This window comes from Brevibacillus sp. 7WMA2, assembly GCF_010748895.1.
GTDB classification, from domain to species: Bacteria; Bacillota; Bacilli; order Brevibacillales; family Brevibacillaceae; genus Brevibacillus_B; species Brevibacillus_B halotolerans.
Genome location: NZ_CP048799.1, coordinates 3,397,501 through 3,419,184, shown reverse-complemented (window position 1 = coordinate 3,419,184; position 21,684 = coordinate 3,397,501). Strand labels below are relative to the sequence as shown.

Sequence of the window (21,684 nt, the reverse complement as noted above, 5' to 3'; positions counted from 1 at the left end):
GAGAGACAATGATGAAAAAAGATAAAATTGTATTAGCGTATTCTGGTGGTTTAGATACTTCTGTAGCAATTAAATGGTTGCAAGATACCTATAACTACGATGTAATCGCGGTCGCCCTCGATGTGGGGGAAGGAAAGGATTTAGATTTTATCCAGAAAAAAGCGATGCAAGTGGGTGCATATAAATCCATCGTTATAGACGCGAAGGAAGCTTTTGCGAGTGAATATGTTTTGCCAGCTCTACAAGCCAATGCCATGTATGAGGGAAAATATCCATTGGTATCCGCTCTGTCTCGCTACTTGATTTCTAAAATTTTGATTGAGGTTGCGAATCAGGAGGGGGCAGTAGCTGTTGCTCATGGATGCACGGGTAAAGGAAACGATCAGGTGCGTTTTGACCTTTCTTTTACTGCCCTAAATCCAAATATTCAAATTGTTGCGCCAGTTCGTGAGTGGGGCTGGACACGTGATGAAGAGATTGAGTACGCGAAGAAAAATAATATTCCAATCCCGATTAATCTGGATAACCCATATTCAATCGACCAGAATCTTTGGGGAAGAAGCTGCGAGTGCGGTGTTCTCGAAGATCCGTGGGCTGCACCGCCTGAGGGAGCTTATGAGTTAACAGCCTCGATTGAAAATGCTCCAGATCAAGCGGAAGAGATAGAGATTAGCTTTACCAAAGGTGTTCCGACTGCTTTAAATGGGGAAGCAATGACGCTTGCTGAACTCATTCTAGCTCTAAATAAAATAGCAGGCAAACACGGAGTTGGCCGGATTGACCATGTGGAAAATCGCTTGGTAGGTATTAAATCTCGTGAGGTATATGAGACACCGGCGGCTACTACACTCATTCTAGCGCATCGGGAGCTAGAGTTTTTGACACAGCCTCGTGAAGTCGCTCAATTTAAACCAATCGTGGAACAAAAAATGGCTCAGGTGATTTATGAGGGTCTCTGGTATTCCCCAATTCGTTCTGCTCTGCAAGCATTTCTAGAAGAGACTCAGGCAAATGTAACAGGTACTGTTCGTGTTAAGCTTTATAAGGGTCAGGCCATTGTAGTCGGACGTAAATCAGATGCGTCCTTGTACAGCCATGAGCTGGCTACCTATAATACCGGCGATCAATTTGATCATAAGGCGGCACTTGGCTTTATTAAATTGTGGGGCTTGCCTACAAAGGTGTATTCACAGGTGAATAACAATTCTGTACAAGAAAACCATGCCGAGCTTGAAAGCAACTCTGGTTCAGCGGCTTCTCCTTCTACAAGTAAAACAGAAAAGGAAGCGATCAAGCCATGAAACTTTGGGGAGGACGTTTTACTAAACCAACCAATCAACTCGTAGATGAATATACAGCCTCTATTTCGTTTGACCAAAGATTGTGGCGTCAGGATATTGTGGGTAGCTCGGCGCATGTCGCAATGCTCGGAAAATGTGGCATTCTTTCGATGGATGAGGTGCGTCAAATCATTGCTGGTTTGAAAAAGGTCAAAGAAAAAATTGAAAGCAAGCAGGTTCAATTTGAAGTCGCTCATGAAGATATTCATATGAACATTGAGAAGCTATTAATTGAGGAAATAGGACCTTTGGGCGGTAAACTTCACACAGGCAGAAGCAGAAATGATCAGGTAGCGCTAGATATGCATTTATATCTGCGTGAAAAACTGATGGAAATTATCGAATTAACCATGTACCTGCAACAGGCTTTATTGGAGCAAGCCAAGAATCATTTGGAGACGGTTATGCCTGGGTATACGCATTTGCAAAGGGCCCAGCCAGTGCTTTTTGGCTATCATTTAATGGCGTATGTATCTATGCTGCAACGTGATTTGGAACGGATGCAGGATTCGTTTAAAAGGGTAAATATCTTGCCTTTGGGAGCGGGGGCACTTGCTGGGACTACGTTTCCAATAGATCGGCAGTTTGTTGCCTCTATGCTTCAATTTGACGGGATCTATCAAAATAGTATGGATGCGGTGAGCGATCGAGATTTTATCGTTGAGTTTTTATCTCATGCTTCCTTATTAATGACCCATCTCTCTCGCTTGTGCGAAGAGCTAGTGATCTGGAGTAGTCAGGAATTTTCCTTCATTGAATTAGACGATGCATTTTGCACTGGTTCAAGCATCATGCCACAGAAAAAGAATCCCGATGTAGCAGAGCTTGTGCGTGGTAAGACAGGTCGTGTTTATGGAAATTTAATCGGAATGCTAACGGTGCTAAAAGGCTTGCCGCTGGCCTATAACAAAGACATGCAAGAGGATAAAGAGGGCATGTTCGATACTGTGGAGACGTTGCATGGAGCATTGGCTTTGTTAACGCCGATGATTTCTACTATGCAGGTTAAAACAGAGCAGATGCGAAAAGCGGTCACCCAGGATTTCTCCAATGCAACAGACTTGGCAGATTATCTAGTCACAAAACAAATTCCGTTTAGGAAGGCGCATGAAATCGTAGGAAATGCGGTTCTCTATTGCCTTGAACGGCACAAATATTTGCTTGACCTTTCCTTAGAGGAGTTCCGTGCGTTTTCCCCACTCATCGACCGAGATGTCTACCAAGCGCTAGATATTGATACGGTAGTGAATGCACGGAATGTGTTAGGGGGAACGGCTAAACAACAGGTTGAACAGCAGATTCAATTTTATCAGGAGAAAGGTAAGGAAAACAGGGTTTGGGTAGCAACACATAGTCAGAAGGTTATGGTGGAGGCGCTGGTAGACATTAAGTCGCCTGTGGTATAGATAAAAATAGAGGGCAAACTTGCAAACGTTCGTAGGATCAGCTAATCGAAAGCTGGTCCTTTTTGCTGTGAATGCTCTAGTTACAAAAATCTATGAGTGGGGAATTGCACGCAGACCAGTTCGTGCAATAATGCGCTAGATACTGGATTTCTTTAAATAAGAGCTTATGTAAAAAATAGTAAGAAAATAGTTGTCAATATAAAAAAGTGGGTATAAGATCACAATTTTTTGTTGTTTTTTTCCATTTTACCGACAAGAAATGCGATAATTAGGGGATAACAACACAGAAACTCAGTGGTATAATAGAAAAAGTGATCAGATGCTAGTATTTTTTGTCTTTTTCTGATGCCTCAAGAACATAAGCGATAATAGGGTGTGATTTTTTTGATCGAGATGTATGATGTCTGGAAAACATATCCCAATGGCACCAATGCGCTAAAGGGGATTAATGTAAAAATTGATAAGGGTGAATTTGTTTATGTTGTAGGTCCAAGTGGTGCTGGTAAATCAACCTTTATTAAATTAATGTATCGGGAAGAAAGACCAACCAAGGGACAAATCTTTTTAAACGGATTTAATGTCAGTCGCATTAAAGAAAGACAAATACCAAATGTACGCCGCAGTATCGGAGTTGTTTTTCAGGATTTTAAACTATTGCCAACTTTAACGGTATTTGAAAATGTTGCATTTGCAATGGAAGTTATTGAGGCGAATAAGAAGATCATCAAGCCTCGTGTTTTAGATGTGCTTAATCTTGTCAAATTAAAGCATAAAGCAAAAATGCTGCCAGGAGAATTATCGGGTGGGGAGCAACAACGAGTCGCTTTGGCGCGGGCTATCGTTAACAATCCAAGTATCATTATTGCGGACGAGCCTACGGGTAACCTTGATCCCGAAACTTCTTGGGATATTATGCGCTTGTTTGAAGAGATCAATCAGCGTGGAACGACCGTTGTGATGGCAACACATAACCGTGAGATTGTTAATACGATTCGCCGTCGTGTCATCGCGATTGAAGCTGGTGAAATTGCCCGCGATGAACAGAGAGGGGAATACGGTTATGAAGATTAGTACATACGGACGCCATGTGCGAGAAGGTGTAAAAAATCTGGGACGGAATGGCTGGATGACTTTTGCTTCAGTTAGTGCCGTAACCATTACCTTATTGATCTTAGGTGTATTTTTACTACTAGCACTAAACGTTAATCACATGGCAAAATTGGTGGAAAATCAGGTTGAAATACGTGTTTTTATGGATGTTACCTCAGATAAGGCGGTAGCGGAGAGCTTACAAAAACAAGTGAAGGCATTGCCAGCTGTAGAGACCGTTACCTTTGTTCCGAAAGCCCAAGGGTTAAAGGATTTGCGGGAGCAGCTAGGTGAAAATGGGAAGCTTTTGGATGGCTTGGAGAAGGAAAATCCACTACCAGATGCATTGGTGGTAAAAACCAAAGAACCAAAAGATGTAGATTTTGTCGCTAAGCAGGTCAAAGAGATGGAACATATTGAAGATGTCGACTACGGAGCGGAAACGGTAAACAATTTGTTTACTGCGACCAATATTTTGCGTAATGTAGGCATTTTCTTCATTATTGGATTAGCTTTTACGGCGATGTTCCTTATTGCTAATACCATTAAACTAACCATTGTTGCACGCCGTCGTGAAATTGAAATAATGAAGCTAGTAGGAGCAACCAACTGGTTTATTCGTTGGCCTTTCTTTATTGAAGGTCTGTTTATGGGTGTATTGGGAGCGATTATTCCTATTACCATCCTTGCAGGAGGTTACTACTATTTATTGCAACAAATACACGCTAGTATGTACAGCTCTATGCTTCCATTATTGCCAATGAATCCGTTTGCCTATCAGGTAGGACTGTTATTGGTAGGGATTGGTGCTTTTATTGGTATTTGGGGAAGTATGCTTTCCGTTCGCAAATTCTTGAAGGTGTAGATGATAGAGCAATTGATAGAATAAGGCTATGGGAGGGCACGTGGAAATGAAAAAGAATAACCTCATTCTTTCTGTTTTAGCGACCAGTATGCTGGCATGGGGACTAGCGCCTGCTCCTGCGGGGTTTGCCAGCAAGAAATCTCTACAAACGATTAATCGAGAGCTAGAACAAATTCGGTCGCAGAAAAAGAAGCAACAGCAACAGGTAACCAATATTAAGAATCAAATTAATACAGTGAGAAATGAGCAGAAAAATCTAGAACATGAACTATTTGCCATCGATCTAAAGCGAGAAGAAACACAGCAGAAGCTGGACAAGCTGGATACAGACATTCACCTGACAACTAAAAAGGCTGTGGTTGCACAGGAAGATTTAGATTCCGCTGTAGATCGAGTGGCTAAGCGTGATGAGCTATTAAAAACACGTGTCAAAGCAATGTATAAACGAGGTAAGGTATCCTATCTGGATGTGCTGATGGGCTCCTCTGATTTTGGCGATCTGTTGACACGCATGCACGGCATGAAGCTGATCGTGGAACAGGATAATCGGATTTTGGAGGAGAACAAAAAGGATAAACAAACCATTGAAAAACGGAAGAAAGACGTGGATAATTTACTTGCTTCCTATAAAACAATGTTCTCAAAAAGTGAAGATTTAAAAGAAGAGCTCGATCGACAATATAATCGCAGTGTCGTTGTAAAAGCCGAGCTTAAGAAGAAAGAAAACAATCTCATAGAAATCGAAGCAGAAGCACAAGATGCCATGAGAGCAATGATTCAAGCAGAATCTGCTAAGCTTTTAGAAAAGCGCAATTTAAGCAGTGTAAGTAATTACAAAGGTGGAAAATTGGCAGTTCCGCTCGACTCGTTCGTTCTTACTTCCTCATTTGGTTATCGGGCCGATCCATTCACAGGCAAAGCCGCAGGACACGATGGAATAGATATGGCAGCACCAAGGGGAACAACGATTAAAGCAGCCGAGGATGGTATCGTTATTGTTGCTGGAACGATGCGGGGATATGGTAATACAGTCGTTATTCAGCACAATAAAGAAATCAGTACGTTATATGGGCATATTCGTGAAGGCGGAATTAAGGTTCGTGTTGGACAAGCTGTAAAACGTGGTGAAAAAATTGCAGAGGTAGGTTCCACTGGACGCTCAACTGGTAACCATCTGCATTTCACTGTGTATAAAAACGGTCGACAGGTTGATCCAGCACCATACATTCGCTAGGATTGTCGCAAATATTGTAGCTCCACTTTGCATACACTAGTTGCATAGCTTTTCCATGGCAGACAAAAAGGATGGTGTATAGTATGAAATGGAACGGACGCAAGGTGCTTGCCCTTGTGCTAGCCGGTATGTTGACCAGCAGTCTTCTAACCGTGATTGCTGTGAAAACAGTTCCGTTAAGCTCTGCAACAAATGCGGTAGTGGCTGGCGGGAGCAACGGTCTTTTCTCTCTTGGTGGTGGACAAGGTTCGCCCAAAGACTTTGCTAAGCTACAGGAAGTATATAAAATAATCAAATCGCGTTACGTGCATGAGGTAGCTGATGACAAGCTCATGGAGGGAGCCATCAACGGCATGATCTCTGCGTTGGATGATCCGTATTCAGACTATATGGATCCTGAGGCAGCAGCGGAATTCAATGCATCTCTTAATTCTTCATTTGAAGGAATTGGGGCAGAAGTAACAATGAAGAATGGTAAGCTTACCATCGTATCACCGATAAAAACCTCCCCGGCGGAAAAAGCGGGGCTTCGTCCAAACGATCAGGTGCTTAGCGTTAATGGTGAATCCTTGGAAGGCTTAGATTTGCATAAAGCGGTAGGGAAAATTCGTGGTCCTAAAGGAACGAAGGCTACTCTGAAAATTTTGCGTACGGGAAATCCCGAACCGATTACTGTTGTGATTGTTCGAGATGATATTCCAATTGAGACCGTCCATAGCTCTATCCTAGAGAGTAACGGTAAGAAGATCGGGAAATTAGAAATGACCTCCTTCGCTAGTGCTACGGCTGACGATTTTAATAGAGAATTAGCCGAACTAGAGAAAAAAGGCATTCAAGGATTAATCATTGATGTTCGTGGTAACCCAGGCGGCTATCTAAAAGCAACGACTAGTATCAGCGAGGTTTTGATCCCTAACAAGGCTAAAATTGTTGAAATCTCCTATGGAAATAATAATGAACAGATAGAGACGTTTTATTCCAAAGCAGATAAGGGAAAACCGTATCCAATCACTGTTTTAATTGATGGAGGATCTGCTAGTGCCTCCGAAATTTTAGCAGGTGCCCTGTCCGAGAGTGCAGGTGCAAAATTGGTTGGCGAAAAAACGTTTGGTAAGGGTACCGTTCAGAACACAATGGAAATGAAGGATAAAAGCCAATTAAAGCTGACAATTGCTAAATGGTTAACACCTAAAGGGGAATGGATTCATAAAAAAGGAATCCAGCCTGATGAGGTTGTCACCCAGCCAGATTATTTTAAGGCAACACAGCTCCCGCATGATAAAGTATTATCACGCGATATGAATGGGATAGAAGTAAAGAACCTCCAATTAATTCTTGAAGGTCTGCAATTGAAGCCAGACCGTTTGGATGGCTATTATGATGCTGCTACTGAAGCCGCAGTGAAAAAATTCCAACAGGCTCACAAGCTTGAAGTGACGGGAAAAGTAGATCAAAAAACGGGTCTAGCGATGCAAAATGCTTTAATTAAAGTAATGAGAGATCCGAACAACGATCGCCAATTGCAACGTGCATTGGAGATCACTGCGCAGTCAAAGGCAAAATAATCCAAAGAAAAAAAGCAGGGAAACCTTTCTATTCTGTAGAAAGTAAGAACCACGAACAAAACGGTCGTGGTTCTTTTTTGTATTAAGGATAAATGGTTTGGACTGATAGTAAAAGTGCAATAAGTTTTGCCGGCACTAGAGGTTTGGCAACTGCCAAGCTCTTTTATATTTTTAGAGGGGGAGAGAAAATTGAGTGTGCTCTGGAACCTGATAAGCAACTATTTGTACGCATTGGTACATTTTCTGTTAAATCCGCTCCTATATGCGTTTCTCATACTGATTTACTTGCATTATCGCAAACAAATGCTATGGGAGCGTCAATTGTTTTCTGTACGAATCCATTCGCCATTATCACAAACACTGCGTTCTGTTGGTCTGGGGATAGTGGGCGGTTTGTTCGTTAGCCTTGTAGCTGGGTTATTAGGTATCTTTATTCAGGTATCTGACATGTGGATTGCTTGGGCGATTGCTTTATTACTTGCCTTTGTAAGATTTCGCTTTCTATGTTTGGCCTATGGAACGGCTATTTTTACCGGCTTACATGGGCTTGCCAAACTATTTCCCATAGCCGAAGAGGTATCTGGCATCGCTAAAGTATGGGGATGGTTTGCTCATGCTAATCCAGCACCGCTACTAGCTTTAGTTGCTCTATTACATATTGTAGAAGCATGGTTTATTAGAAGTCATGGAGACAGACATGCATCTCCGTTATTTGTAGAAGGAAAACGCGGAAGAGTTGTAGGTGCTTACCAGCTTCATTCCTTTTGGTTAACACCTGTCATTGTACTAACCCCTGTTACAGAAGGGGCATTGCAGGTACCAGCACTATTTCAGGGATGGCCGTTGTTTTCTCCGGATTGGTCGATGGCTACGCTTGGGATGTTGCTTTTACCAGCAATTACGGGTTTTTCTGCTATTACTAAAACAAAAACACCACAGGAAAAAGCGAGCTCTTTATCCAAGCATTTATTTCTGTATTCATTCATTTTGCTTGGAATAAGCTATGTAGCAGTCATTGTTCCTTCTCTTGTGTATGTAGCTGCCCTCTTTGCCTTTTTTGGGCACGAATGGTTGGGCTGGCTAAGCGCACGTCAAGAGGAGAAATTGCCTCCCTACTACGTTCCTACTGGTAAGGGCCTGAAGGTGCTGGCTGTACTCCCAGGGACGCCAGCCGATGTCATGGGGATTAGGAGCGGCGAGGTAATTGTTAAGGTAAATGGATACCCGATCTCGGTAAAGGAAGATTTATATCCGGCGTTACAAGCTAACCCAGCTTTCTGTAAAATGGAAGTTTTGACACTGGATCATGAAATAAAATTTACGCAGAGTGCGATCTATGCGGGACAGCATCATCAGCTTGGTATTATTGTGGTACCAGACGAACGGACAACGCATTTTGTGTCTATGCAAGAAATTGGTTTCCTTGGAGTAAGGAAGCATAAACCGAAAGGCGAGCAAGAGCTGGGCATGTAGCAGGGGGAAACCCTGCGTTACCCGCGGAAAAAGCATGGAAACAACAAAAAGATGACCTCAAGCCTGTATGAGGTCATCTTTTTCGTTTGAGAAGAAAAGTTTTGGACTGCTCTTCCTACTATTTATGCAGAGGGTTTATCTGTGTTATCCTCAGACTTTTCCTTGTCATCAGGCGTTTGGGAATCTCCAGGTTTTCCTGATTCATCAGGTTTTTGGGAGTCGGGATTTTCACTTTCACCAGCACCCTCAGAACCATCGGTGCCGCCGCTCTCGCCCGTACCTTCAGAACCACCGGTACCGCCGCTTTCGTCAGTACCTTCAGAACCGTCCGGCTCAGTAGGAGCTTCTTCCTCTTCTTCAGGCTTTACTACCTCAAGTCCAACGATATCTGTAGATTTAATCTTTTTACCGTCAGCTAGAACAAATTCTACCAAACCATTTTTCATGCTGACTGCCTGAATGATACCAGTTGACTCAGTTGAGGTTGGTTTGCCGTCCTCGCCTGTTCCTTGTTCTGTATACGTTACTTTATAACCAATCATATTGGCGTATTTTAGCGTTTGGTCAACACCAGTTTGAGACGTAAGAGATTCTAGGCCATGGATTTGCTGTTGGGAGATAATATCTTTACCTACGATAAACCAGATTCTGCCATCAACCATTTTTACTCCGTCAACGGTACCAGAAGCTGTTGTTACATAAATTTGACCGGAGTCATCCTTACGAGCCACTTCATAAGTAGCTTTTTTACCGATGATTTCCTCGTACTCTTTTACGTTTAACAGACTGCTATTTGACTCCTTCATAAGAAGCTCGATATTCGTCACTTTTTCTACCATGGTCATCATAGCGGTTTGCATCATAAATTGAGAGTTATCCATCGGTGACATCGGGTCTTGATTCTTTATCTGGGCAATCATTAGCTTCATAAAAGATTCGCTATCCAAGCCCGTTGAAAATTCTTTTGTATTAGCATAGCTATATTCTGCTTGTACGGAAGACTTTGTTTTCGGCGTTGTGTTTTGTGCTGTCGCTTTGGCTGCTGCTCTCGCTGCTCCCAGCGATTTTTGTATGCTGTTGGTCGGCATTCATTTTCCTCCCAAATGGGTAAAAATTATCAGACAGATAGACTTGCTATCTTTCTATATTATCGGTAAAATCACTTATATCGAATAGACAAACAAACGTTCGAGTTTTTGCTTATATTTTAAATGATTGTGCTATAATGAAGGATAGGATATAAAAAGGAGGATGAGGGGACCGTGGATCGTTTTGAGTTAGTTTCGGAGTATACGCCTTCGGGTGATCAGCCTATTGCAATTGCAGAGCTAGTGGAAGGAATAAAGGCGGGTAAACGCCATCAAACTCTGCTGGGTGCTACCGGAACAGGTAAAACCTTTACTGCTGCTCATATGATAGCTCAGGTGAACAAACCTACACTAGTCATGGCGCATAACAAGACCTTAGCTGCTCAGTTGGCAGCGGAATTTCGTGAATTTTTCCCGAATAACGCGGTAGAATACTTCGTTAGTTACTACGATTACTATCAACCGGAAGCCTACATTCCTCATTCGGATACTTATATTGAAAAGGATTCAAGCGTTAATGATGAGATTGATAAATTGCGTCACTCGGCAACTAGCTCGTTATTAGAGAGACGAGATGTCATCATTGTCGCATCCGTTTCCTGCATATACGGTTTGGGTTCCCCGATTGAATATAGAGAGATGGTGCTTTCCTTGCGTACAGGCATGGAAAAAAGCAGAGATGAGGTTTTGCATCGCCTCGTTGATATTCAATATGACCGCAATGATATTAACTTTACTCGTGGGACGTTTCGTGTTCGAGGAGACGTACTGGAAATATTCCCGGCGTCGCGCAGTGAACAGGCAATACGAGTAGAGTTTTTTGGTGATGAGATTGAGCGCATCACAGAGATTGATGTATTAACTGGGGAGATTCTGGGAAGTAGGGACCACGTAGCGATTTTTCCTGCGTCTCACTTCGTTACCCGTGAGGAAAAAATGAAGAAGGCTGTTGAAAATATTGAACAGGAGCTAGAACTAAGGCTGTTGGAATTGCAAGCAGCAGGCAAGCTATTGGAAGCGCAACGGCTAGAACAGCGTACGAGATACGATATAGAGATGATGCTGGAAATGGGCTTTTGCTCAGGAATTGAGAACTACTCCCGTCATCTGACTGGATTACCAGAGGGACATCCTCCATACACGCTGCTTGATTATTTTCCGGATGATTTTTTAATGGTGATAGACGAGTCTCACATGACCCTCCCACAAATTCGTGGGATGTACAATGGAGATAGAGCCCGCAAGGATGTACTGGTGGAGCATGGCTTCCGCTTGCCGTCCGCCCGCGATAACCGTCCGCTTAGGTTTGAGGAGTTTGAAAAGAAAGTAAAGCAAGCTGTCTATATTTCAGCCACACCAGGAGTATATGAACTGGAGCATACGCCTAAAATGGCAGAGCAGGTCATTCGTCCAACAGGTTTAGTGGATCCAACAATCACCGTTCGTCAAATAAAAGGACAAATTGATGATTTAATCGGGGAAATTCAGGCAACCATTGCTAAAGACGAACGTGTTTTAGTAACGACTCTTACCAAGAAGATGTCAGAAGACCTAACCGATTATCTGAAGGAGATAGGCATTAAAGTACGTTATCTGCACTCTGATATTAAGACTATAGAGCGCATGCAGATTTTACGTGCCCTGCGTTTGGGCGAATTTGATGTTTTGGTCGGGATTAACTTGTTGCGGGAAGGGCTGGATTTACCGGAAGTATCTTTAGTTGCCATTTTAGACGCCGATAAAGAAGGCTTCCTGCGCAATGAGCGGTCATTAATCCAAACCATCGGACGTGCTGCGAGGAATGCAGAGGGTCGCGTAATTATGTACGCTGACAAAATGACTGATTCCATGTCGAAAGCCATACAAGAAACGGAACGGCGCCGTAGTATCCAGCTTGCTTACAATGAAAAGCACGGCATCACACCACAAACGATTCAAAAAGCCATTCGCGGAGTTATTGAAGCAACAAAAGTGGCGGAGGAGAAAGCTGATTATCTACCACACTTAGATGTAAAGAAGATGCCGAAAAAGGATCGCATAGTAGTCATCGAGCGAATGGAAGAGGAAATGAAGGAAGCCGCACGCAATCTCATGTTCGAGCGTGCAGCAGAGCTTCGTGATTTGATATTGGAGTTGAAAGCTGACTTGTAGGGAGTGAAATACATGCCTTTAGATCGAATCGTGGTGAAGGGTGCACGCGCTCATAATTTAAAAAACATAGATGTCGTCATCCCACGAGATAAATTTGTTGTTTTAACGGGACTATCCGGTTCAGGAAAATCGTCTCTTGCTTTTGATACGATCTATGCGGAAGGACAGCGTCGTTATGTAGAGTCGCTATCTGCCTATGCTCGTCAATTTCTTGGACAAATGGATAAGCCTGATGTAGATTCCATTGATGGTCTCTCTCCAGCTATTTCGATTGATCAGAAGACCACGAGTCGCAATCCACGTTCTACCGTAGGAACCGTGACAGAAATCTATGATTATTTGCGTCTGTTATATGCACGTATTGGAAGACCTGTTTGCCCAACTCATGGGATAGAAATTAGTTCCCAAACGATCGAACAAATGGTAGATCGTATTATGGAATTTCCGGAACGTACCCGTATGCAAATTCTGGCTCCACTAGTCCAGGGACGTAAAGGAGAACACGTCAAGCTGTTAGAAGATATTCGTAAACAAGGGTATGTTCGGGTTCGGGTTGATGGTGAAGTCCGGGATTTATCTGAGGAGATTCGTCTGGAAAAAAACAAAAAGCATAGCATTGAAGTTGTCATTGACCGGATTGTCGTCAAACCTGATTCTCAGACGCGTATTGCTGATTCCTTAGAAACAGCGTTGCGTTTAGCGGATGGTAAGGTAATTGTCGATGTGATTGATCAGGAAGAGCTGCTATTTAGCGAGAAGCATGCTTGTCCGCTCTGTGGATTCTCGATTGGCGAGTTAGAGCCAAGAATCTTCTCATTTAACAGCCCGTACGGAGCCTGCTCAGAGTGTGACGGATTGGGAGTGAGGATGGAGGTTGACCCGGACCTGGTTGTTCCAGATTCCTCTAAGACATTATCAGAGGGGGCTATAGCAGCCTGGGAGCCAAAGTCTTCTACCTACTACCCTCAACTATTAGAATCAGCTTGCCGCCATTTTAGCATTCCTACAGATGTACCGGTGGAAGAGCTGGATGATGAGCAATTGCAAATCGTTTTATATGGCAGCAAAGGGGAAAAAATTCAATTCCGTTATGAGAATGAATTTGGCCAAGTACGTGAGGCTACAGTGGCATTTGAAGGTGTAATCCCGAATCTGCAAAGACGCCACCTAGAAACCAGCTCTGATTATATACGTGAACAAATTGAAGGCTTCATGGGGCAAAAAGCCTGCCCGGTTTGTAAAGGCCAGCGTTTGCGTCAAGAGAGCCTTGCTGTTTTGATCGGCAAACGTAATATTTCAGAGCTAACCAGTCTATCTATTGTGGATGCCCATCAATTTTTTGATCAGGTTGAATTAAGTGAGAAAGAGATAAAGATCGCTCATATGATTTTAAAGGAGATCAAAGCAAGATTGAATTTCCTTATTGATGTGGGGCTTGATTACCTAACATTAAGCCGAGCGGCAGGTACATTATCAGGTGGAGAAGCGCAACGCATTCGATTAGCTACACAGATTGGCTCTAGTCTAATGGGAGTCTTATATATTTTGGACGAGCCAAGCATTGGTCTACATCAGCGTGATAATGCTCGCTTGATTAAGACGCTGGAGCATATGACAAGCTTAGGAAATACACTGATCGTGGTAGAGCATGACGAGGATACGATGCTAGCCTGCGATTACATTATCGACATTGGTCCTGGAGCAGGGATTCACGGTGGACAGATAGTGGCGGAAGGAACTCCACAAGAAGTAATGGAAAATCCCAACTCTCTGACAGGAGCTTATTTAAGCGGGCGTAAATTCATCCCTGTACCTCTTGAAAGACGTAAGCCTGCTCAAAATGGTGAAGCCTGCGATAAATGGATAGTGATTGAAGGGGCAAAAGAAAACAACCTAAAAAATGTGAATGTCAAGATTCCATTAGGCGTATTCGTTGCTGTAACGGGTGTCTCTGGTTCCGGAAAAAGTACTCTCATTAACGAAATCCTACACAAGGCATTGGCGCGTGAATTAAATCGGGCAAAGGCTAAGCCTGGAGAATTTAAACGAATGAATGGCTTGGAGCATTTGGACAAGGTAGTTGATATTGATCAATCGCCAATTGGACGTACACCTCGTTCCAACCCAGCTACGTATACGGGTGTGTTTGATGATATTCGTGACCTATTTGCCTCCACAAATGAAGCAAAAGTGCGTGGATACAAGAAAGGACGTTTTAGCTTTAACGTAAAAGGCGGGCGTTGTGAAGCTTGCACAGGAGACGGTATTATTAAGATTGAGATGCATTTTCTACCGGACGTGTACGTACCCTGCGAGATTTGTAATGGAAAACGCTACAATCGTGAGACCTTAGAGGTTAAATATAAAGGCAAAAGCATTTCTGATATTTTGGAAACAACAGTGGAAGATGCAGTTGAGTTTTTCAAAAATGTACCGAAAATCCAAAGAAAAATTCAAACGCTGCTTGATGTTGGTTTAGGCTACATGAAGTTAGGACAACCGGCCACTACTTTATCAGGCGGAGAAGCCCAACGCGTGAAATTAGCTTCGGAATTACATCGCCGCAGTACGGGGCGCACCATATACATCCTAGATGAACCAACTACAGGATTGCATACCTATGACATTGACCGCTTGCTAAAAGTCTTGCAACGATTAGTAGAAAATGGCGATACGGTTTTGGTTATTGAACATAATCTGGATGTTATTAAGACAGCAGACCATATAATCGACCTTGGGCCAGAAGGCGGAACACGGGGAGGCAGTATTGTAGCTACGGGCACTCCAGAAGAGGTTGCCAAGGTTAAGGGATCGTATACAGGAGAGTTTTTGGGACCTATCCTTGAGCGTGATCGCAAGCGTACTCAAGAAAGGATTCAAGAGCTAGTTAATCAAACCTAAGGTAAAAGCTTTACAGTACAACACTAAAAAGGCATCCTAGTTAACCGGGGTGTCTTTTCTTTTACATAAGTATGATAGTTGCAAGCCAATTCATCTAGACGGTTGTTTGCACAAGATGGGTTCGTTACAATAGGGGTAAGAAATAACGGAAAACAGCGATCTCGGCTGGGAAAGTGGTGTTTGATACAAATGGTAAATGTCAGTCATCTTGTCGAACATTTTCAACTGAAAATAGTAAGTGGCGAACAGGGATTAAGTCGCCCGATCAGCGTTACTGATTTAAGTCGGCCTGGATTACAGCTAGCGGGATATAAATCCCATTATCCTGGAGAACGCATCCAAATTCTCGGAATGACTGAAATGGAATTTTTACATACATTGCCTAATGAAACCATAGTGGATAGACTCAGCTTTTTAATGAGTGAGGAGACACCTTGCTTATGTGTAGCGCGTAATTTGGAATTGCCACAAGAAGTGCTGGACGTATCTAACAGCAGAGGGGTACCGGTCATTCAATCTCCTTTACCAACGACCAGCTTGGTTAGTAAGCTGACAAATTATCTGGAGGATCGTCTCGCGCCAACAGCTACGATTCATGGGGTTCTTACGGATGTATACGGAGTGGGTGTCTTTATCCTTGGTGCTAGTGGAATCGGGAAGAGTGAGACAGCGCTGGAACTGGTAAAGCGTGGTCATCGTCTTGTAGCCGATGACGCTGTAGAAATTCGTCAAACCCAAGAAGGTCACTTAACAGGGATGGCCCCTGATTTAATTCAACATTTATTGGAAATACGCGGAGTAGGTATTATTAATGTAATGACGATGTTTGGTGCAGGAGCTGTACGTAATACGAAAAACATTGATATGGTCGTGAAGCTAGAGCTGTGGGATCAGCATAAGCACTACGAGCGTTTAGGACTAGATGAAGAAAAAATGAAAGTAATGGATACTGATGTGCCAGTCATTACTGTCCCTGTTCGTCCGGGGCGAAATTTAGCCGTCATTATCGAGGTAGCAGCTATGAACTACCGCCTAAAACGCATGGGCTACAATGCTGCCGTACATTTCTCCAAGCGTTTGACAGATACAATTGAAGATCATGATTCATTTATCTAAGATGATGCGATCCCTATAGGGAGAGGTAAAGGAGCAATCTGACGCATATGCGTAACACCAAACGATATCCCGTAGCGGGAGGAGTCAATCCGCTTTGGCATATGTATAAAACCGTGAGTTTTTGGAAGGTTTGTAGAAACTTTGTTGTTATCCAGCTGGCGCGTTATTGTCCATTTGTGTTTGTGAAGAATTGGATGTATCGTACCTTTCTGGGAATCAAGGTAGGCGATCAATCTGCTGTAGCATTGATGGTTATGATGGATATTATGTATCCTGAACTCATTACGATTGGACGAAATTGCGTAATTGGCTATAATACTACTATTTTAGCCCATGAATATTTAGTGGACGAGTATCGCCTTGGGGAAGTTATGATTGGCGATCGTGTTTTAATTGGGGCCAATACCACGATTTTGCCTGGAGTAGCCATTGGTGATAATGCCGTGGTTGCAGCAGGCAGTGTTGTTCACCGCGATGTACCAGCAGGAGCATTTGTGGGTGGAAATCCGTTACAAACCATTCGACAGTAAAGTAGAGCTAGAGGACCTTTGTCTCGTCAGGAGACAAAGGTTTTTTTGTGGAAAATAAAGCTCCTGAAGGGGATAGTGCCAAAAAAATTTGCTACTAGGTTAAGTAGGTAAACACATGATCCACGGACATGCTGTCGTAAAAAGGTGTTGACCTCTTCGATATTTAGTAGTATATTTTCTACTAATTCATTCGCTTTAGTTTATTAGCAGAGTAAAGCATCTAGAGGAGTAGGAGGGAACGAGGATGGCTACACCCTTGGTTTTTGAAAAGCCTTTAGGCATGCGAGATATATTGCCTGAGGTATTACAAAAGCAACGTATAATTGAACGAATTTTGCGTCAATGTATATCGAGGTGGGGGTATGACGAAATTGCCACACCGGCGCTAGAGTACTTTGAAACGGTGGGGGTAGCAAGTGCGACTCTGACCGACCATATGTTCAAGCTGTTAGATAAACAGGGGCATACTGTCATTTTACGTCCCGAGGTAACAGCGCCTATAGCCCGTGTTGTCTCTTCCTTGTATAAGCACGTACCTTATCCTATCCGATTATTTTATCAAGCGAATGTATTTCGTGCGCAAGAGAAAGAAGCTAGTCGTCCTGCTGAATTTTATCAGACGGGAGTAGAGCTTATCGGGGATGCTAGTGTAGATGCGGATGCTGAAGTAATTGCGTTAGCGATTTCATGCTTGCAGGATGCTGGAGTATCTGCCTTTAAACTAACAATTGGTCATGTAGACGTGGTAACAGGCTTGTTAGAAGAAATCATAGGTGATCAGCAGGAGAGACAAAGCTTGGAGAAATGCCTTCAGCATAGAGATTATGTAGGGTATCGTCAACTCGTGAGTAGACTATCTGTCACAAAGAAAGAAAAAGAGAAGCTGCTTTTCCTGCTTCAATTGCGTGGCGGTAAAGAGACCGTTAGGGAAGGCATGCAGCTCTTGCGAAATTCAAAAGCGGTGGAAGCTATGCAAACCATCTCAACATTGTGGGATGCGTTGGAGGCTTATGGTGTAGAGGAGCATATCCAATTAGACTTAACGCTCATTGGACGATTTGATTATTATACAGGCATTGTTTTTGAAGGATATGCAGCAGAACTGGGTTCGTCCTTGTTAAGCGGCGGCCGATATGATCGGTTGTTAGAGCAATTTGGTCGTCCAGCAGCAGCTACAGGGTTTGCACTCGAAGTTGATTGTTTATTACAGGTAGCAAATATAGAAGCCCCAATTTCTAAAAAACGATATGTCGTTTTATATAAGCAGCACCAACGAGCAGAAGCACTTCGCTATGCACAGAAAAAACGTGATGAACAAAATGTCGTTATTACAGCAAGATGGTCAGCAGAGGCAGAGCATGCTTTTAGAAATTGCAAACACAATCATGTTGTTATCTGGGGAGGCGAGGGACCGTGAAGGAAACGGAATCATTGCAAAAGCTAACGATAGCGATGCCAAAGGGGCGCATATTTGAAGAGTCACTAGTCTTTTTACAAGAATCAGGCATCGTGGTTGGTGAAAATTTGAAAGATTCCCGCAAATTGATCATTCCTGTTCCGCATTTTCAGATGGAATTTATTTTGGCAAAGCCAACTGACGTACCGACTTATGTGGAGTATGGCGTAGCAGATGTTGGTGTGGTAGGCAAAGATGTTTTATTGGAAGAAAACAGGGATGTCTACGAATTACTTGATCTTGAAATTGGCAGATGTCGCATGGTGGTTGCTGGTTTAGCCGAGTATCAGCCAACTGTTCAGCCTAGAGTAGCTACCAAATATCCTACGATTGCATCGCGTTATTTTCGAGAACAAGGTCAGCAGGTCGAGATCATTAAGCTAAATGGTTCTGTCGAATTAGCTCCTTTGATCGGACTTGCAGAGCGGATTGTTGATATTGTCTCCACAGGGCAGACGTTACGAGAGAATGGTCTGATAGAGATGGAACATATTTGCGATATAACTACAAGGCTTATTGCCAATCGCTCCAGTTATCGAATGAAAAGTAAGGCTGTAGAAAGCGTTGCCCAAAAATTTATACAGGCCATTCCAAAAGCAGGCGTACTCAGATGAATAGGAGGTACTAGACAGCATGCTAAGGATTACAAATGCACACAAGCTTAGTATTGCCCGCAGTATTGACCGTGGCACTACAGAACAGCAATGTGTTGTCCGGGAGATTTTAGCAGCGGTTAAAGAGAGTGGCGATAAAGCAGTTCGTGCCTTTACCCAAAAATATGATGGGGTAACCATCGAAAAGATTCGCGTAACAGAAGAAGAATTCCTAGCTGCCAAGGCTAACGTTCCTATTGAGGTACGGAGCGCTTTACAAGAAGCGGCCGACAATATTCGTGCATACCACCAGCATCAGGCGCGTACATCCTGGTTTATGACAAGAGAGTCTGGAACTATGCTGGGCCAAATGATTCGGCCTCTACAAAGCGTGGGGCTTTATGTTCCAGGCGGCTCCGCTTCCTACCCCTCCTCTGTTCTCATGAATGCTATTCCAGCACAAGTCGCAGGGGTGGAGAAAATTGTGATGGTCACACCGCCAGATCGAGAAGGGAGGATTGCTCCAGCCGTTATAGTTGCTGCTGAAATTGCTGGTGTGAAGGAGATTTATAAGGTAGGTGGAGCCCAAGCAATTGGCGCACTTACGTATGGAACGCAAACGATTCCTGCTGTAGATAAAATTGTTGGACCGGGCAATATCTATGTCGCGCTAGCCAAACGTGAGGTGTTTGGAATAGTCAGCATTGATATGATAGCAGGTCCTAGTGAAATCGTAGTGTTAGCAGATGAAACAGCTTCGCCCAGCTACATTGCTGCCGACCTCCTATCTCAAGCGGAACACGATCCGCTGGCGTCAGCTATCTTACTTACGACCTCACAAAAAGTAGCTGAGGAAGTAGCTTTTGAATTAGAACGGCAAATCATGAACCTGCCAAGAAAAAAGATTGCAGAAGCTTCTCTGCGCTCTCATGGAGCTATCTGTGTTGTGGCTGATTTGGAAGAAGGCTTTGCAGTGGTTAATCGTTTAGCCCCTGAGCATTTAGAGCTACTTGTAGAAGATGCCCACAGTCATTTAGGAAAAATTAAAAATGCTGGAGCTGTGTTTTTAGGCCCTTACAGCTCTGAGCCTGTAGGCGATTATTTTGCCGGACCGAATCATGTTTTACCGACAAACGGAACAGCACGTTTTTCTTCTCCTTTGTCGGTTGACGATTTTATAAAAAAAATGAGTGTTATTTCATATAGTAAGGCTGATCTTGTTGAGCATGGAGAAAAAATTATGAGACTGGCGGAGACTGAGGGGCTAACGGCTCATGCCAAAGCCATTCAAGTCAGACTGGCTAGTGTTAGCGATAAATTCTGATAAATATGGATGACAGACTGTTGTCAGACTAGCTGAAAGGAAGAAAGCGATGGAACAGGCTATGAGTAGGACAGCGACTATAAAGCGTAAAACCAATGAGACAAACGTGGCTTTGCAGTTTACAGTGGACGGAAATGGAGAGAGCAAGCTGAATACAGGTGTCCCTTTTTTGTCGCATATGCTTGATTTATTTACACGCCATGGCCATTTTCAATTGCAAGTGGAAGCAGAAGGGGACATCGAGATCGACTATCATCATACGGTTGAGGATATCGGGATTTGTTTAGGTCAGGCCGTACGTGAGGCATTAGGTGATAAAACGGGAATTAAGCGCTATGGGAATGCATTTGTCCCTATGGACGATGCGTTGGCCCAGGTGGTGATTGATATAAGTAATCGGCCTCATTTGGAATACCGAGCTACTTTCCCTTCATGTCAGGTTGGACAATTTCCTACCGAGCTGGTACATGAATTCTTATGGAAATTTGCTTTAGAATCACGGATGAACGTTCATGTCATTTTGCATTATGGTCAGAATACCCATCATATGATTGAAGGAATATTTAAAGCATTTGGACGCGCGCTTGATGAAGCTACCCAACTCGATCCACGAGTAAAAGGAGTCCCCTCTACGAAAGGAATGCTATAGAAATATGATTGGAATTATCGACTATGGGATGGGAAATTTGTTTAGTTTACGCAAAGCATTGGAACGTTTAGGGGCGGCACATGAGATTGTTAGTCAACCAGAGCAGTTAAATAGCTATAGCGGTTTATTGCTGCCGGGTGTGGGTGCCTTTGGCGATGCCATGAGATATATCCGAACAATTGGCTTAGATCAAGCGATCCGGGAATATGTACAGACAGATCGTCCGCTGTTGGGGATATGCTTAGGAATGCAGCTTTTATTTAGCGAAAGTGAAGAGCATGGGGTGCATAAGGGGTTGGATTTGCTTCCGGGGCGAGCTGTGCGCTTTCAGGGAGATTTTAAAATTCCTCATATGGGATGGAATGAACTTACGCTAAGAAATCGAGAGCATCCTTTAGTAAAAGGAGTAGTAGATGGAGAATATGCATACTTTGTGCATTCTTATTATGTACAGGTACAAAACTTGGCTCATTTGCTTGCAACCACGGATTACGATCATGATGTAGCGGCGATCGTCTCGTCTGGAAAAGTTACCGGCATGCAGTTTCATCCAGAGAAAAGCGGGTCAACAGGCATGACCTTATTAGCTAATTTTGTGCAGCAATGCAAGGAGGGGCTGGTATGACATTCACTATCTATCCTGCTATTGATATACGTGGAGGGAAGTGCGTCCGCTTATATCAAGGGGATTTCAATCAAGAAACAGTATATGGGGAGTCACCTTATGATGTAGCACAAATGTGGTCGGAATCGGGAGCAGCTTGGTTGCATGTGGTTGATTTGGATGGAGCAAAAGAAGGAACCCCTGTACATTTTGAACTGATTGGTGAAATGGCTAAGTCGATATCTGTCCCCATTCAAGTCGGGGGTGGCATTCGTACTTTACACGATATCGAAGCATATA

At 43.3% G+C, this 21,684-nt stretch carries 18 protein-coding genes (1 of these 18 only partly in view); 17 read left to right on the top strand and 1 reads right to left on the bottom strand.

Annotation, left to right across the window (positions count from 1 at the left end; translation table 11 throughout):
• Positions 1 to 11: 11 nt before the first annotated feature.
• From GOP56_RS14310 to GOP56_RS14280, 7 genes are all read left to right on the top strand, one after another.
• Positions 12 to 1,301, top strand: coding sequence for an argininosuccinate synthase (locus GOP56_RS14310; RefSeq protein ID WP_163246859.1), 1,290 nt, complete (start codon positions 12 to 14; stop codon positions 1,299 to 1,301).
• Complete coding sequence (gene argH, locus GOP56_RS14305; RefSeq protein ID WP_163245912.1) at positions 1,298 to 2,746, top strand: argininosuccinate lyase; 1,449 nt, start codon at positions 1,298 to 1,300, stop codon at positions 2,744 to 2,746. Before GOP56_RS14310 ends, argH begins: the two co-directional genes overlap by 4 nt.
• A gap of 384 nt (positions 2,747 to 3,130) precedes the next feature.
• Positions 3,131 to 3,817 carry a cell division ATP-binding protein FtsE gene (gene ftsE, locus GOP56_RS14300; protein ID WP_022586201.1) on the top strand — a complete coding sequence of 229 codons (687 nt, stop codon included), beginning with the start codon at positions 3,131 to 3,133 and terminating at the stop codon, positions 3,815 to 3,817.
• Positions 3,807 to 4,700 (top strand): permease-like cell division protein FtsX, encoded by an 894-nt coding sequence (gene ftsX, locus GOP56_RS14295; protein WP_003344479.1) that lies wholly within the window; start codon positions 3,807 to 3,809, stop codon positions 4,698 to 4,700. Before ftsE ends, ftsX begins: the two co-directional genes overlap by 11 nt.
• A gap of 46 nt (positions 4,701 to 4,746) precedes the next feature.
• Positions 4,747 to 5,934 carry a murein hydrolase activator EnvC family protein gene (locus tag GOP56_RS14290; RefSeq protein WP_163245911.1) on the top strand — a complete coding sequence of 396 codons (1,188 nt, stop codon included), beginning with the start codon at positions 4,747 to 4,749 and terminating at the stop codon, positions 5,932 to 5,934.
• Between the two features lie 83 nt (positions 5,935 to 6,017).
• A complete protein-coding gene (locus tag GOP56_RS14285; protein ID WP_163245910.1) occupies positions 6,018 to 7,499 on the top strand; it encodes a S41 family peptidase in 1,482 nt (493 codons plus the stop codon).
• Between the two features lie 189 nt (positions 7,500 to 7,688).
• The gene (locus GOP56_RS14280) at positions 7,689 to 8,972 is read left to right on the top strand and encodes a PDZ domain-containing protein (RefSeq protein ID WP_163245909.1); all 1,284 of its coding nucleotides are present in this window, start codon (positions 7,689 to 7,691) and stop codon (positions 8,970 to 8,972) included.
• A gap of 122 nt (positions 8,973 to 9,094) precedes the next feature.
• On the opposite strand, the gene GOP56_RS14275 is transcribed toward GOP56_RS14280, so the two are convergent.
• Positions 9,095 to 10,060 (bottom strand): flagellar hook assembly protein FlgD, encoded by a 966-nt coding sequence (locus tag GOP56_RS14275; protein ID WP_163245908.1) that lies wholly within the window; start codon positions 10,058 to 10,060, stop codon positions 9,095 to 9,097.
• 174 nt (positions 10,061 to 10,234) lie between these two features.
• Here GOP56_RS14275 and uvrB point away from each other — a divergent pair, with 174 nt between their 5' ends.
• The 10 genes from uvrB to hisA form a co-directional block, all read left to right on the top strand.
• Positions 10,235 to 12,211 carry an excinuclease ABC subunit UvrB gene (gene uvrB / locus GOP56_RS14270; RefSeq protein ID WP_163245907.1) on the top strand — a complete coding sequence of 659 codons (1,977 nt, stop codon included), beginning with the start codon at positions 10,235 to 10,237 and terminating at the stop codon, positions 12,209 to 12,211.
• A 12-nt stretch (positions 12,212 to 12,223) separates the two neighbouring features.
• The gene (gene uvrA, locus GOP56_RS14265) at positions 12,224 to 15,112 is read left to right on the top strand and encodes an excinuclease ABC subunit UvrA (RefSeq protein ID WP_163245906.1); all 2,889 of its coding nucleotides are present in this window, start codon (positions 12,224 to 12,226) and stop codon (positions 15,110 to 15,112) included.
• A gap of 189 nt (positions 15,113 to 15,301) precedes the next feature.
• Positions 15,302 to 16,228: an HPr(Ser) kinase/phosphatase gene (gene hprK, locus GOP56_RS14260; RefSeq protein WP_003334359.1), complete on the top strand. Its 927-nt coding sequence runs from the start codon at positions 15,302 to 15,304 to the stop codon at positions 16,226 to 16,228.
• Positions 16,229 to 16,275: 47 nt separating this feature from the next.
• Positions 16,276 to 16,758: an acyltransferase gene (locus GOP56_RS14255; protein ID WP_022586206.1), complete on the top strand. Its 483-nt coding sequence runs from the start codon at positions 16,276 to 16,278 to the stop codon at positions 16,756 to 16,758.
• A 244-nt stretch (positions 16,759 to 17,002) separates the two neighbouring features.
• Positions 17,003 to 18,175: an ATP phosphoribosyltransferase regulatory subunit gene (locus GOP56_RS14250; protein ID WP_163245905.1), complete on the top strand. Its 1,173-nt coding sequence runs from the start codon at positions 17,003 to 17,005 to the stop codon at positions 18,173 to 18,175.
• A gap of 35 nt (positions 18,176 to 18,210) precedes the next feature.
• Positions 18,211 to 18,828 (top strand): ATP phosphoribosyltransferase, encoded by a 618-nt coding sequence (gene hisG, locus GOP56_RS14245; protein WP_050816534.1) that lies wholly within the window; start codon positions 18,211 to 18,213, stop codon positions 18,826 to 18,828.
• Positions 18,829 to 18,847: 19 nt separating this feature from the next.
• Positions 18,848 to 20,131 carry a histidinol dehydrogenase gene (gene hisD / locus GOP56_RS14240; protein WP_163245904.1) on the top strand — a complete coding sequence of 428 codons (1,284 nt, stop codon included), beginning with the start codon at positions 18,848 to 18,850 and terminating at the stop codon, positions 20,129 to 20,131.
• Between the two features lie 49 nt (positions 20,132 to 20,180).
• Positions 20,181 to 20,780 (top strand): imidazoleglycerol-phosphate dehydratase HisB, encoded by a 600-nt coding sequence (gene hisB / locus GOP56_RS14235; protein ID WP_022586210.1) that lies wholly within the window; start codon positions 20,181 to 20,183, stop codon positions 20,778 to 20,780.
• 4 nt (positions 20,781 to 20,784) lie between these two features.
• Entirely contained in the window at positions 20,785 to 21,405 is a 621-nt protein-coding gene (gene hisH, locus GOP56_RS14230; protein WP_163245903.1) for an imidazole glycerol phosphate synthase subunit HisH, read from the top strand.
• On the top strand, positions 21,402 to 21,684 hold the beginning of the coding sequence (gene hisA / locus GOP56_RS14225; protein ID WP_022586211.1) for a 1-(5-phosphoribosyl)-5-[(5-phosphoribosylamino)methylideneamino]imidazole-4-carboxamide isomerase. It continues 464 nt past the right edge of the window; the window shows 283 of its 747 coding nt (coding positions 1-283); it begins with the start codon at positions 21,402 to 21,404; the stop codon falls past the right edge of the window. Before hisH ends, hisA begins: the two co-directional genes overlap by 4 nt.